Genomic DNA, 14,863 nt, shown 5'->3' with positions numbered 1-14,863 from the left:
TTTTGCAAAGGAATTGCATGAAATCGTTATGCCTAGTTGTCGTTGCGCTGTTATGCCTCGTTTCCGTTGCCCATGCCGCAAAAATCGACACCTCGTTCCGGTACGCCACCGTTGAAACCGAACACTTCGCCATCCACTACCACCAGGGGCTGGAAGAGGTGGCGCGCAAGGCCGCCGGGATGGCGGAAGACATCCACGCGAAGCTGACCCGTGAGTTCCAGTGGCAGCCGGCCGAGAAGACCCAGGTGGTGCTGATCGACGACAGCGACTTCACCAACGGCCTGGCCATCACCATCCCTTACAACACGATCTATCTCCAGGTGGTCCCCCCCACCCTCTCCTCGACGCTCGGCGAATACGACGACTGGCTCAGGGTGCTGTTCACCCACGAGTACGCGCATATCGTCTCCGCCGACCCGGCGCGCGGCTACTCCAAGGTGACCCGCGCCATCTTCGGCAAACCCCTTCCCTGGATGGACCCGCTCTCCGTAGTCCTTTTCCTGGCCACCGCCCCTCCCAACACCTTCCTGCCGCGCTGGTGGCACGAAGGGATGGCGACCTGGGCGGAGACCAAATACACCGGCCAGGGGCGCGGCAAGGGGAGCTACTACGACATGATCTTCCGGACCGCCGTCGCCGAGGACAACCTCCCCACGGTGGACCAGATCAACGGCGACGTACCCGACTGGCCCTCGGGGCACCTCCCTTACATCTACGGCTACCGGCTGCAGCGCTACATCGCCGACACCTATGGCTCCGACGTCGCCGGGAAACTCGCCCTGGGCCACGCCGGGCGCGTCCCCTACACCATCAGCAGGCCGGCAAAGACCAACTTCGAAGGAAAGACCTACCGCGAGGTCTACCAGGACATGATCGCGTCCCTCAAGGATGAGCAGTCCCGGCGCATCGGCACCCTGTCCCGGCAGTCTTTCACCCCGCTGACCACCGTCTACGACGAAGGCGAGAACCTGGCGGCGCCGCGCTTCTCCCCGGACGGCGGCCGCATCGCCTTCACCCGGCGCGACCCGCACGACCACACCACCGTGATCGTCACCGACGCCTCCGGGCAGGAGGTGGCGAGCTTCAGACGCCAGTTGTCCGACGGCACCCTGAGTTGGTCGCCGGACGGCAGGAAGATCTACTTCACCCAGGCCGAGGTGAACCGCGGCTTCAACATCTACCAGGACCTCTACGTCTACGACCTGGACCAGAAAAGCAGCGTCCGGCTCACCGAAGGGGAGCGCCTGGCCGAGGTCCAGCTCTCGCCGGACGGGAAGCTCTTCGCCGGGGTGGCCAGCAGCCGCGGTAGCCAGAACCTGGCAGTGATGGCGGCCGATGCTCCGCAGGGAAAACTCGTCCCGGCCGCGGTCACCGCCTTCTCCGAAGAGCGCGTCTCCGCCCCGCGTTTCTCCCCCGACGGCCGCGCCATCTGCTACGTCCTCACCGACAACGCCGGGACCAGCACTCTCCGGATCTACGACGTCGCCGGCAGGACCGACCGCGCCCTCCTCAGCGCCGGCAACAGCATCGCCTACCCCGCCTGGTCGCCCGACGGCTCCGTCGTCTACTACATCTCCGACGAGACCGGTGTGTTCAACGTCTTCGCCTACGACCTGCGCGAACGGAAAAGCTATCAAGTAAGCCACCTGCTTTCCGGCGCGCTGCAGCCCGAACCGTCGCCGGACGGGAGTCGTCTGCTCCTTGCCAAGTACACCTCGCGCGGCTTCAAGATAGCGCAGATGCGGATCGACCGGGCCCAGTGGAGCGAGCAGCGGGGCCCCGCCCTTCCCCTTAGCCGCGCCCTTCCGGCAGCGGCGTCTAAGCCTGCCGGCGCGTCTGCGGCGGCATTGGCCGCCCCGGCCCCGACCGCCGCTGCCTATCAGCCCGCGAAAACCCTGCTCCCGCGCTTCTGGCTCCCCCGCCTCTACGCCGACGGCCCCGACGGCACCGTCGTGGGCGCCTTCACCGCAGGTGCCGACGTGCTCGGCTACCACAGCTACGCCCTGAGCGCCGCCTACAGCTCAGAGCGCAAGAGAGGCTACTACACCCTCCTGTACAGCAACGACTCGTTCTACCCGACCCTGACCCTGCGGGCGCACGCCGAGCCGTTTCTGTACGCCGACCTCTACCAAAACGGCAACGATTACTGGGAGCTGAACCGCGGCGTGTCGGTGGAGGCCTCCGTCCCGATCAACAAACTGGAGTCCCACTACCGTCTGCTCGCCGGCTACGAGCTCGTGGACCAGCAGGCGCTCACCCCCCTCCAGCCCAACGGCACCCTGTTCGGGGTCCCCGTGTTCCAGGGGCGCCGGGACAACCTCTACGCCGGCGTCGACTTCGACAACGTGCTCAAGTACCCCTACTCGGTCAGCTCCGAAGAAGGAAGGCGCATCTCGCTTCTCTACCGTTACTACTCGCGTGACCTCGGCAGCGACATCAACCTCTCCGAGTACAGCGCCACCTACCAGGAGTACCTGCGCCTTCCGATCCGATCGCCCCGGCACCAGGTCGTCTACCTGCGCCTGGCCGGCGCCTTCGCCGACGGCGACCTGCAGTTCGGCCAGCAGGCCTTCCAGTTGGGCGGTCCGCCGTCCGACCTCAACAAGTACCCCCTGCGCGGCTACCCCGTGCGCTCGATGACCGGCAAATACGTCGCCACCGGCACCGTCGAGTACCGGGCGCCCATCATGTACCCGCTGCACGGTATCGGCACCGTCCCGGCCTTCGCAGAGAAACTGCACTGTGCGCTCTTTGCCGATGCCGGCCAGGTCTGGGACGACCGGAGATCCTTCCACGCCGACGAGACCCGGGTTGGCGCCGGGGTGGAACTGCGCGCCGACGTCACGCTGGGGTACTGGGCCAAGGTCACCCCGGCGCTCGGTTTCGCCCATGGCTTCAACAAAGGCGGAGAAGATCAGATATACTTCACGCTGTACCTCGGCCTCTAGAGGGGCTTCGCCCGTCGAGCCCGGGGACGCCACAGCGCCAATACGGGAGGACAGGCTTATGAGGATCATAGTTGTGGGAGCGACGGGCACCATCGGCAAGGCGGTAGCGAAGCTTCTGGCGACCGAGCACGAAGTGGTCAAGGTCGCCTCCAAAAGCGGCGATCACCGGGTCGATATGTCCAGCAAGGATTCGATAGAGAACATGTTCCGGGAGGTGGGATCCTTCGACGCCCTGGCCTGCGCCGCCGGGGTGGCACATTTCGGTCCCCTGGCGGAACTCTCCGACGAGGATTTCCAGACCGGCCTCTCCGGAAAACTGATGGGACAGGTGAACCTGGTCCGGGTGGGGATGAACTACATCAACGACAACGGTTCCTTCACCCTCACCAGCGGCGTCTTGAGCCACCAGCCCATACCGGGAAGCACCTCGATCAGCATGATCAACGCGGGGTTGGAAGGTTTCGTGCGGGCCGCGGCACTCGAATTGCCCCGCGGCCTCAGGATCAACGTGGTGAGCCCCCCCTGGGTCAAGGAAACCCTGGAGGCACTGGGGATGGATTCTTCCGGCGGCATGCCCGCCCAGCAGGTGGCCCAGGCCTACTGGTCCAGCATTCACGGAACGCGCAGCGGCGTGGTCGTCAACGCCAGGGATTTCGCGTAACGGTAACGGTTCATCGGGAAACGAAGCGGCCGCTCCTGCAAGGGATGCGGCCGTTTTTCGTCGGTGGGAGCGTGCCGCCTCAGGAGGCGGGCTTCTGCTCGGGCTTGGGTTTGTTCCTGTCGTGCAGGTAGCGGTGCAGGTCCTCGAGCGAGTGGGCCTTCTCCAGTTGCGCCAGCATCTCCTGCTGGTCGATGATGTTCAGCTTCTTCACCAGGGCAGCCTCGATGTTCCCTCCCACATGGACGGTGTTGTCCACCACCTGCGGGGGCTTCTCCCCCCGGTCTCCCACCACGTAGAAGAACTTCAGGTGCGGGTTGAAGCGCATCGCTTCGGGGAGCACCGTGCGCAACATCTCAAGCGGCACGTTCTTCCCGATCCAGACGGCGCAGTTACTCTGCTGATCCACAACCCACATGTTCTTTTCGGGGACGACACAGCGGTAACCCATTGTTTCCAACGTACTGGCCAACTCATGGCTCTTGCCCACATCTGCAATCTCGACGACATTGGCGATGCTCTGTATGGCCAGCGATGGGCGAGGCTGGGCAAGTACGAGGCTTGTTAGCAACAAGCTGAAAAGGAAACGGACGACGTTGACGAGCATGTATCCCCCCAAGAACGTATGAACTAGGGGCGGCCTTTTCGGCCGCCCCGGACAACGGTGTAAACGTTATTACATGATGCCTATTTTCAGGTTGCGCTCGGTGGCGCGGGAGAAGTTGTGGCACATGGAGCAGTCGATCATCCTGGAACCAACGTGACCGCTATGGATGGAGGACCATCCCTTGTTGCTTCTCTGGGCATGGCACTGTACGCAGACCACGGACTCGGCAGCCTTGAGAGCATACCCGAGGGCCGGGAGGTTGACCCGGGTGGTCGTGCCATGGCAATCGGCGCAGGCAAGCACGTTGCCGGTCGCAGGCGGAATCTGGTGGTTCAGCAGCTGCAGTTCGTCGGTGGTTACCGTCGTGTAAGGAGTGGTGCTGGGCAGACCCATGTAGACCAAACCGTCCTTCACGGCCTGATCGTAGTTGCCGGTAGCGAAGAAGGTGGCGGTGGAAAGGGTAACCAGCTTGCCGTTGGCAAGCGCCTGGCTGGAAGTCTTGTACTTGAACGGGAACAGCTTGGTGCCGACCGGGTCGTTGATGGCGCCGACCGGACGGGAAATCTTGTAGGCGCCGGTAGCGGCATCGAGAACCGCGGCGTCGAAAGCGTTGTTACCCCAGCTGTTGCCGTTCCAGAAGGCATACTTCGGCAGCAGGTCGTTGGCCTTGGTCGGCATCGGCTCGTAGCGGTTCAAAGTGGCGTTCCACTCGCCGACCTGCCAGTTGCGATGCGTCTCGGTGGCCTCGGTGCTTGCGGTGTCGTTGGCGTTTTTGGCATATTTCGGGAGGTGGCAGGCCTGGCAGGCCACGCGACCGACATGGTGGCTGGTGTCATAGGTGCTGTGGCCGGTGGTGAGGCTGGTTTTGGTGGAGTGGCACAGGCTGGTGGCGCAGGACAGTTCCACGGTGCTGTCCTCGGGGCGCAGATCGGTACCGCGACCGGCAACACGGTGGCTGGTGTAGGTATGGCAGCCCTGGCACTGGATGTTCCCGCCGTTGCCCATAGCCATGTGGGTGTCGTACAGCACATCGGAAGTGGTTCCGGAAGCGAGGGCGATGTCGCCGCGCTTCACCGCATCGCCGCCGCCCGCCTTGGCGTGGCACCCTAGGCAGTTCTTGCGGGTCGGCTTGCCGGCTTTCTGGACAACGAGGTTCATGTCGAGGCCGGCTGCCGGCTCGAAGAGGCCGGTGGTGGCGTTACGCACGCGGCTGTAGGGAGCGTTGGTGGCATCGGCGTGGCACATGAGGCAGTCGATGGAGGCAAGCTGGGCGGCACTCGGGTTGCCGGTCGCCACCGGCTTGGCGCCGGTACCCGCGTGGCAGGCGCCGCAGGGGCCCCAGTTGCCCTGAATGTTGATGCAGTAGGCATTCAACGCGGAGGAACCGTCAACGGCATCCATCTTGCCTTGGGTGGCCGGGCCGGTGGTCATCTCGGCTGCGGACCCCTTCCACTGGTAGTGCACGCTCTGGTACATGGCCTGAGCCTGACTGGAGTGACAGGAGGAGCACATGGCATAGCCGGTCCAGGTCAGGCTCGAGTGGGTGGTGCCAGCGGCGGTGATCGTGTAGACCTGGGTCTTCACCGTCTCACTGTTTCCGGCGGTGTCTTTTGAGAAGTACTTCAATGTCGTGGTCGCGGTGAAGTTCAGCGGTGCGCTGTAGATCGGTGAAGCGGTGGTCGGCGTTGTGCCGTTGGTCGTGTAATAGGTGGTGCCGGCCTCGTTGCGAGTCAGCGTGACAGCGACGGAACCGCTGTAGGTCCCCCCCAAGGGTGAAGCGGTGGTGACAGGCGGCGTCGTGTCAGCCGGCTTCGCGGCAAAAGCCACCGGGACAGCCATCGCCAGAACCAATGCGACGCAAGTTAGTGCAGCAATCAATTTTCTCATTTTCGTTCTACCTCCTTTTGAGTGACGCTGAGGGATTTATCCCACCCGTTGGGGTAAACCACTCAGCTTGAAAACAGGATAAAAACTCAAATTCAAAATAGACCGCCGGGATGTTTAACAATTTAAGTCAATTGGAACAACGACTTAACCGTCAACACATCCAACACCGATACGGGAGCTTCACCCAATCGGTGGGCAGTTAACCCCAATCAGAGCATCATCCGTTCCACTCAAAAATCGTAGTATTGGAATACTTGAAACGAAAAAACCGCCTCGACCGGGAGGCGGTTTTAGGGAAAACCATATAAAGACATCAATTTATGCGTGATATGCGGGATCAAGTCGGCTGCATATTCCCACACAAAAAAGGAGGAAATCGATAAGAATAATTTGTTTTAATGTAAGATTTCGTAATCAAGCGGTGGGGCATTTAACGCTCCAGCACCTCCCTCACCTTGCGCAGCAGCTCCACCGGCTGCACCGGCTTCATGATCAGTTCGACCCCCTCCTGCATCCCCCGGCTCTGTATGAAATCCGCGGTGTACCCCGAGGTGAAGATGACCTTCGTCTTGGGCCGGATCTTCTTGATCTCGGCGTACGCCTCGATGCCGTTTTTGCGGGGCATGATGATGTCCATCAGGACCAGCTCTATCCCATCCTGCTGGGCGGCGAAGCGGTGCACGACCTCCTCGCCGTCTTCCGCCAGGATCACCTGGTAACCGTGCCGGGTGAGCACCATATCCACCAGGCTGCGCACGTTGGGATCGTCCTCGGCGACCAGTATGGTCTCGGTCCCGGTCTGCGGCAGCGACTGCGGATTGAGCACCGATTCCAGCGCCGCGCTCCCTTCGGCCAGCGGTAGCTCGATGGTGAACACGGTCCCCTCCCCCGGCTTGCTGCTGACCCTGATGTTCCCCTTGTGCTGCTGGACGATGCCGTAGACGATGGCCATCCCCAGACCGGTCCCCTTCCCCACTTCCTTGGTGGTGAAGAAAGGCTCGAAGATCCTGCGGCTGGTTTCGTCGTCCATCCCCTCCCCGCTGTCGGCCACGATGATGACCGCGCAGCGCCCGGCCGGGTCGCCGTAGCCGTGACCTTCGCCGTCCCGTACCCCGGTGGCGATGGTGAAGACGCCGCCCCCCGGCATGGCGTCGCGGGCGTTGGCCGCCAGGTTGATCAGTACCTGTTCCATCTGGGCCAGATCGACCTGCACCGGCAGCGGTTCGGGAAGGGTCTCGGTCTTCAGCTGGATGTCCTCGCCGATGACCCGCCCCAGGAACTGTTCGACGCGGTGCACGATCTCCCCCAGGTCGCAGCGCTGCTGGTTCATCGCCTGCTTGCGGCTGAAGGCGAGCAGTCCGCGGGTGAGCTGCGCCGCGCGCTCGGCGGCCGCCGAGATCTGGTCCGCCAACTCGTGCTGAGGGCTCTCCGTGCCGAGGTCCATCTTGAGGATGTTGGCGTAGCCGGCGATGACGGTGAGGACGTTGTTGAAATCGTGAGCGACCCCGCCGGCCAGCTGGCCGATGGCTTCCATCTTCTGGGCCTGGCGCAGTTGCTCCTCCATGAGCTGCCGCTCGGTCATGTCCGTGATCGCGCCCGACATCCGGACCGGTTCCCCCGCTCCGTCCCATTCCGCCTGGCCGCGGCAGCGTACCCGCAGATACTCTCCCCCCCGCGTCCTCAACCTGATCTCCTGATCGAAGGGGGTGTGCCCCAGGAAGTGCGCGCAGAGCGACTCCTGCACCTCGGCACGCTCGTCGGGGTGGAGCCGGTCGAAGAAGGTCTCAGGCCGGTTCTCAAGCTCGTCGTCGGCAAAGCCCAGCAGCTCCTTCCAGCGGGGTGAATAGTAGTAGTCGTTACTGACCAGGTCCCAGTCCCACAGGCCGTCGCTGGTGCCGCGCACGGCGCGCGAATAGCGGGCCTCGTTCTGCGCCAGCCGCTCCAGGTTCTGCTGCAGCTCGACGTTCGCCTGCAACAGCTGCGAGGTCCTTCTTTGCACCAGCGCTTCCAGGGAGTCACGCTCATGGCGCAGGGCGTCCTCCGAGCGCTTGATCCTGACCATCGCCTTGATCTGGGCCACCAGCTCCGCCTCGTCGAAGGGCTTGGAGAGGAAGGCGTCCGCGCCGCACTCAAGCCCCATGACGCGACAGGTGGAGTCGCTTCGGTGGGCGGTAACCAGGATGACCGGGATGTGCTGCGTAGAAGCGGCAGCCTTCAGGCGCCGGGTGGCCTCGAAGCCGTCCATGCCCGGCATCTGGATGTCGAGCAGGATGGCGTCCGGCGCCTCCATGGCGGCCCGCCGAATCCCGTCCTGCGCCGACTGGGACGTGATCAGCTGTGCCTCCGGTAAAAAGGTCTTCAGCAGCGCGCTCAGGGTGAGTAGGTTGTCCTGGTTGTCGTCGATGGCAAGAAGCTTCATGATCACTGGGTCCTTTCGGGATACTGACACCGCCTGCTACACCGGGTCCGCCCCCTGCGGGGCAAGGAAACTCGCGACCAGCTCCTGCAGCTCCTCGGGCTGGTAAGGCTTGGAAAGGTATCCGGCGCACCCCGCCGCCAGCACCTTCTCGCGATCCCCGGCCATGGCGCTCGCCGTGAGCGCCACCACCGGGACGGAGGCCGTGGCCGGGTCTTCCTTGAGCCGCTTCAGGACCGTGAAGCCGTCCAGCACCGGCAGGTGCATATCCAGCAGGATCAGTGACGGCGGCGCGCTCCGGGCGGCATCGAGCCCGGCGGCTCCGTCGCACGCCTCCACGATGGGGTACTTCCCTCCCAGTGCGGCCTTCAGGGTGACCAGGTTGTCCGGGTTGTCCTCCACCACCAGCACGGAGCCGTTTCCTTCCCACTTCGGTGCGTCCGGCCGCGCGGGAGGGGCGGAGCCGCTCCCCGTCCGGAACAGATTGTCGCACCCCAGCATCTCGTAGACCCGCTGCAGCAGTTCCTGGAGCTCGACGTCCCCTTTCTGCACCAGCTGGCGCACCTGCAGTCCCCTGAGCCGCTCGAATTCACCCGGGGAGAGCGTCTTGGCGGTCATCACCATCACCGGCACGGCGGCGGTGAGGCTGCTGGCACGGACCGCCTCCAGCACCTGGAAACCGTCCACCTCCGGCATCATCAGATCGAGGACGATGCCGTCGGGTACGTGGGACTTGAGGTAGGTGAGCGCGTAACGCCCCCCCGACACGGCATCCACGCGGAACCCGGCCGACTCGAGGGCGAAGCGGAGCTGCACGGTGGCGGCCTCGCTGTCCTCGATGATCAGGATCCGGGCCCCCTGGCCGGGGTCGCGCTGCGGCAGCCGCCACCCGAGGCGGTTGAGGCTCCTGACCAGCTCGTCCAGGACCGCACGCCGCTCAAGCCCGTTCTTGGAGATGACGGCACTCACACCGCTGGAGAGCCGCTCCAGCTCGCTGTGGGAGAGCTCCTTGGAGGTGATCACCACCACCGGGATGTCCGCCGTGGACGAGTTCGACCGCAACCGGTCCAGCACCGCGGCGCCGTCCATCCCCGGCATCAGGAGGTCCAGCGTGATCAGGTCGGGGTGATCGGTGACGGCCAGCTCGAGCGCCTCGGGGCCGCTCTCGGCCAGCAGCACGTCGAGCCCCTGCTCCTTGAACAGGGAGGCGAGGAAGAAGCGGTCGTACTCGGCGTCGTCGACCACCAGCACCAGGCGGCACCCGGCGCCGGTGAGGCGCGCGAAGGCGTCCATGAGCTGTTCCTTGCCGACCGGCTTGCTGATCACACCGACCGCTCCCAGGGCGACGCCGGTGGCGCGGTCCTCGGAGAGGGAGATGATCATAACCGGTATATCGGCGGTTTCGGGATGTTCCTTGAGCGCCCTCATGACCTCCCACCCATCCATCTCGGGCATCATGATGTCGAGGGTGATGGCGAAGGGGCGGTGGGCGCGGGCAAGCCGCAGCGCATCCGGCCCGTTCAGGGCGCTTAACGTGTCGAAACCGGCTTGGGCCAGGTGAGCGGTGATCAGGGACACAGCCTCCTGGTCGTCGTCCACCACCAGTACGGATCTCACCTGGGGCTGCGGCGCCTGCCACGCCTGCACCGGTACCGCCTCCGGGGCGGGTTCCCGGACCGCTTCGCCGCCGGCACAGTCGAGCGGCAGACGCAGGGTGAAGACGGAGCCCTTCCCGACCTCGCTGGTGACGCCGACGTCCCCTCCCAGCAAAAGGGCGCTCTTCTTGACAATGGCGAGCCCGAGCCCGGTCCCCTCGTAGGAGCGCGAGGTGGAACCGTCGGCCTGGCGGAACTCGTGGAAGATGCTCTCCAGGTAACGCGGGGCGATGCCGATCCCGGTATCCGCCACCTCGAAGACGATTTCCTGCGCCTGCACGGTCAGGCGCACGGTGACCGATCCCTCGGAAGTGAACTTGACCGCGTTCCCCACCAGGTTCTGCAGCATCTGGCGCAGCTTCTTGACGTCGATCCGCATCGGGGGGAGCGGCTCGGGCACGACCAGCGAGAGGGCTACCCCCTTCTCGCGTGCGAGCACCGCCAGGCTGTCGACCACCTCGGCGGCCACCTTGGCCGGCTCCACCGACTCCATGAAGAGGTCGAGGCGACCCGACTCGATCTTGGCGAGATCCAGGATGTCGTTGATCAGCGAGAGCAGATGCTTGCCGTTTTTCTCGATGATGCCCAGGTAGCCGCGTTCCTCCTCGCTGAGCCGCTGCGCGCCCTGCACCGCCAGCACCCGCGACAGCGCCAGCACCGAGTTGAGGGGCGTGCGCAGCTCGTGGCTCATGTTGGAAAGAAACTCGCTCTTAAGGCGGGTCGCCTCCTCGAGGAGCTGTTTTTGCTGGTCCAGGACCCGGTTGCGGCGGGCGAGCTCGTCCGACTGCTGGGCAAGCTCGGTGGACTGCTGCACCAGTTCCTCGGACTGCTGCACCAGCTCTGCGTTCTTGATGGCAAGCTCTGAGGCGAGCCGGCGCACGTCCTCGGCCGCCACCACCCGGGAGAAGGCTGAGCCAAGCGGCACCCGGACCATCTCCAGCGTGTCGTGCACCCAAAGCGGAAACGGGTGTTCCGAGGCGAGCGAGACGAAGGCCCGCAGCTCCCCGTCGGCCTCTACCGGCACCGTCACCAGTTCCGCCGGGACGATCTCGCCGAAGGGGGTGACAAAGCGCAGGGACTCCCCGCCGGGGCCGGGGGAGAAGCGCGCGATCCTGCGCGAGGTGAGCAGTATGCCTAGTTCCCCCTCGAGCTGCGACCGGCTGCAGCGGCGCATCCTGGCGCAGTCTGCCCCGATGGCGTGTGCCGGAACGAAGTCGTCGCCCGCGCCGTCCTGCACGAAAGCGGTCGCCATCCTGGCGCCGGTAACGTCGACGAAGGCGGGGAGGAGCTTCTTGAAGAAATCGTCCAGGCTCACCGCATCGACCAGGTGCTCGGACAACCGCGCGAACCCTTGCTGCGCCGCCATCTTCATCTGCAGGGTATCGGCCATGGCGTTGAAGGAACCGGCCAGCGAGATCTGCTCGAGAGTCCCCTCCGCCTCGACGCGCGCCTCGTAGTGACCCTCCCCCAGTTCGTTCGCGGTTTCGGAGAGCTTGACCAGCGGTGCGGAGATCCCGCCGGCGAGCTTCAGGGCGAAGCCCCAGACCAGCAGCGAGATGACGGCGGCCAGGCCGTAGGTGAGGTAGAGAGCCCGCCGGATCGGCGCCAGGACCTCGGAAGAGTCCTGCTTGCAGACCAGCCCCCAGCCGGTGCGCGGGATGTGGGAATAGGCGGAGAGGACGTCGACGCCGCGATAGTCTATGGTCTGGGCGATGCCGCTTTGCCCCCCTGCCGCCAGCAGCGCGGGCTTGCCGGTCAGTTTCACCTTGAGCACGGCATTGGGGATGCCGCGCAGCTCGATCAGGGGCCGCACGTTGCGGTCGACCAGCACGACCTCTCCGGTCTTGCCCATGCCGGTGCTGTTTTCCAGCGTGACGCTGAGGAGCTTGCGCAGGTTGTAGCGCACCACAACGGCAGACCTGCCCCCCTCGCCCCCCCCCTTCTTGATCGGCGCGGCGATGTCGAGGCTCGCGTTCACCTCGCTACCCAGCAGGTACGCCTCGCCGATCACCGGCACCGCGTCGTTGAGGGCGGTGACGATCATCTCGGGTCGGGCGACCCGGTGCCCCCTCCTGGCCTGATCGGTGCTGAGCAGGATGGTGCCGTTCTCCGCAACGACGGAGACGTCGGCGACCGGCTCGTACTCGTCCTGGTAGCCGCGCAGCAGCTTAAGACTGTCCGTTGCGGCGGCGCCGGACCAGGCGGCGGGGTCGGCCATCAGCGCCTGCGCCGCGACCAGCACCGATTTTCCCGATCCCAACGTGGAAGCGTCGCTTAAAAGGTTGTCGAGCATCGAGTTGATCTGGTCCTGGCGCAGCGCCGTGACTGCAGAGAGCTTGTCCAGCATCAGCGACCGTGCCAGCTGCACCCGCTGCGAATAGATCGCCGTGGTGAACACCGCCAGCGGGACGAGACAGATCGCGGTGAACCAGAAAGCCAGACGCCCTTTCAGCGTCGGCAAGAGCAGTCTTTTCATTGAGCACCATCCGAAGAGTCAGGGTTGCGGTAGTCGAATCGTTGCAGGGCGAACCGGTCGCCCTCGGCCATGACCTGCCGCATCATTTCAGTATCAAAAGAGTCGCGCATCTTGGCCCACGGTGTGCTTTCAGGGATCTTTCCGGTGCGCTTCAGGAAGGTGAACTTCTTGTAAAGCAGCCCGTCTTCGCTCAGCAGCGTCGCCGTGATGCGCGGTGCACCGGGTACGTTGAGCAGGTCGTTGCGGACGATGGTCCCCATCGCGGGCCGCGGCACCAGGAAGGGCGCCCCCTGCAGGCGCGCAGCCGATGCGGCGGTCCAGCCGACCGCCTGCTCGAGCCCGTGGGGGCCGCGCATCCAGGCGCACGCTCTGGCCACGGCGGCGGCAACTTCCCGGGCCTGGTCCGGGTGGCTGCGGACGAAGTCGCGCCGCAGGCAGAGAAAGCCGTAGCTCACCCCCTTGTGCACCATGTGGTACTCGGGGTGGGCGGCGAAAGCAAGGGTCGGCGTCGGCTCCCAGGCGCTGAAGGCATCTATCTTCCCCTGCGCCAGCGCGTTGGGCATGTCGCTTACCTCCATCGGCACCAGCGTGATGTCCCCCTCGCTCAGCCCCTCGTTTTGCAGCGCGCTCAGCAGGGTGAAATGGGCGGCCGATCCAAGCCCCGTCGCCACCCGCCTCCCTTTCAGTTCGCGCACCAGCATGGGTTTTCTGGAGATGATGGTGGCGAAGCCCTGCTTCAGGAGTCCGACGCAGACGAAGTCGCCGGTGGCGGCTGCAGTCAGTGCGGGCATGTCCGCGAAGATGCCCCCCTGGAGCTTCCCCGAACTGAGGAACTCGGCCAGATCCCTCCCCTTGAAGAAGGGATGCACCCGCACCGAGACTCCGCCGTCGGCCAGCCGGGAGGCGAGGACGGCATCGCGGGAAACCAGTTCCGCCACCGCCCCCTCCGGCAGGGTGAGCGGCTGCGAGCCCAGGTCGATCACCTCGTCTCCGCCGAAGCGGTACCCGGCGTACCTGTCGGCCGCCGCCCCTTTCCCGGCAGCGCCGCGGTCGTCGTCCTTGCGGGAACAGCCGCACAGCCAAAGCGGCATCAACAACGAGATCAGCAGGGCGATCGACAGACATCTCGTCACGGCACGCATCAGGTCCTCCCGGTGAGCTGTTTGCGGTACAGGTTGCCGCATTCGAAGATCCGCACCAGGTGCTTGTGGTAGCGCTCGGGGACGGATTCGGCCTTGCCCAGAAACAGCACGCCTCCCGGGTTCAGGGCGCGGAACAGGTTGTCGAATACCCTCAGGTAGGCCTGCGGGTCGAGGTACATGAGGAAGTTGCGGCAGGAAATGAGATCGAAGCCGCCGAACAGGGATTCGGGGGGCGCGTAGGTATGGGGATCGAGCAGGTCATGACGGCCGTAGCTGATCATGGACTGGATTCTGGGCAAAATCCGGTAGCCGCTGCCGTCGGGGGTGAAGTAGGCCTTAAGCTGCTGCAAGGTCACGCCGCCCAGGCTTCCCGCCCCGTAATATCCGGCCCGCCCCTCCTCGAGCGCGTCCTCGGCCACGTCGGTGGCGAAGATCTGCACCTTGGGATACACGTCGAGCAGTTGCAATGTCTCGTCGATGATGATGGCGAGCGAGCAGGCCTCCTCGCCGCCGGCACATGCGGCGGACCAGGCGCGCAAAAAGCCCCCCTGCGTGGAGACCGGGAGCAGGCTGGAGATGACCTGCGATTTCAAGAGTTCGAACTGGAGCGGGTCCCGGAAGAAGCTGCTGAACCTGATGCGCAGCATGCGGGAAAGATAGGCGGGTTCGTCGGGATCGGCCTTAAGAAACTCGCGATACTCAGCCAGTGCGGTAAAGCGAAGCTGCTTCATCCGCTCGGCGATGCGCTTTTCCGCAAGGGATTGGGAATAGGACTGGAAATCTTCCCCGAAATGATCGGTGAGAAAACTCAGTATCTCGACTGCCGGCTCACCCAAGCAGATCCTCCAGGAAGAGTGCTAAAGCTCAAATGTCACATTGACTAGGTCGGCATTGGCACAGGGAACTTGAGGCTTAGAATAGGCAAACTTCAATTACACCCTTTCACTATCACAAGTCAATGAGAATCAACTTTATAAAACGATACAAAAGAACAACTTTCGTAAACATTCTGTGAGGACTGGATCTGTGTCAGTGGGCAAGGCCGTTGTGAGTTCAAAAGCCCCTCCCCCTGGA

At 64.4% G+C, this 14,863-nt stretch carries 8 protein-coding genes; 2 read left to right on the top strand and 6 right to left on the bottom strand.

Features of this window, described 5'->3' with window-relative positions; genetic code table 11:
- Positions 1 to 17 precede the first annotated feature (17 nt).
- Entirely contained in the window at positions 18 to 2,948 is a 2,931-nt protein-coding gene (locus KP004_RS08310; RefSeq protein ID WP_216801868.1) for a BamA/TamA family outer membrane protein, read from the top strand.
- Positions 2,949 to 3,006: 58 nt separating this feature from the next.
- On the top strand, positions 3,007 to 3,609 hold the full coding sequence (locus KP004_RS08305) for a short chain dehydrogenase (protein WP_216801867.1): 603 nt from the start codon (positions 3,007 to 3,009) through the stop codon (positions 3,607 to 3,609).
- A gap of 79 nt (positions 3,610 to 3,688) precedes the next feature.
- On the opposite strand, the gene KP004_RS08300 is transcribed toward KP004_RS08305, so the two are convergent.
- The 6 genes from KP004_RS08300 to KP004_RS08275 all read right to left on the bottom strand — a co-directional run bounded on the left by KP004_RS08300 (position 3,689) and on the right by KP004_RS08275 (position 14,625).
- Entirely contained in the window at positions 3,689 to 4,213 is a 525-nt protein-coding gene (locus tag KP004_RS08300; protein WP_216801866.1) for a hypothetical protein, read from the bottom strand.
- 69 nt (positions 4,214 to 4,282) lie between these two features.
- A complete protein-coding gene (locus tag KP004_RS08295; protein ID WP_216801865.1) occupies positions 4,283 to 6,100 on the bottom strand; it encodes a chitobiase/beta-hexosaminidase C-terminal domain-containing protein in 1,818 nt (605 codons plus the stop codon).
- Positions 6,101 to 6,530: 430 nt separating this feature from the next.
- Positions 6,531 to 8,519: a response regulator gene (locus KP004_RS08290; RefSeq protein ID WP_216801864.1), complete on the bottom strand. Its 1,989-nt coding sequence runs from the start codon at positions 8,517 to 8,519 to the stop codon at positions 6,531 to 6,533.
- A gap of 36 nt (positions 8,520 to 8,555) precedes the next feature.
- A complete protein-coding gene (locus KP004_RS08285; RefSeq protein WP_216801863.1) occupies positions 8,556 to 12,647 on the bottom strand; it encodes a response regulator in 4,092 nt (1,363 codons plus the stop codon).
- On the bottom strand, positions 12,644 to 13,789 hold the full coding sequence (locus tag KP004_RS08280; RefSeq protein ID WP_216801862.1) for an NrtA/SsuA/CpmA family ABC transporter substrate-binding protein: 1,146 nt from the start codon (positions 13,787 to 13,789) through the stop codon (positions 12,644 to 12,646). Before KP004_RS08280 ends, KP004_RS08285 begins: the two co-directional genes overlap by 4 nt.
- Positions 13,789 to 14,625 (bottom strand): CheR family methyltransferase, encoded by an 837-nt coding sequence (locus KP004_RS08275; protein ID WP_216801861.1) that lies wholly within the window; start codon positions 14,623 to 14,625, stop codon positions 13,789 to 13,791. Before KP004_RS08275 ends, KP004_RS08280 begins: the two co-directional genes overlap by 1 nt.
- Positions 14,626 to 14,863: the final 238 nt, after the last annotated feature.

This window comes from Geomonas oryzisoli (assembly GCF_018986915.1).
Classification (GTDB): domain Bacteria; phylum Desulfobacterota; class Desulfuromonadia; order Geobacterales; family Geobacteraceae; genus Geomonas; species Geomonas oryzisoli.
The sequence above is the reverse complement of the archived record's forward strand: the minus strand, read 5'-3'. Positions and strand labels throughout refer to the sequence as shown.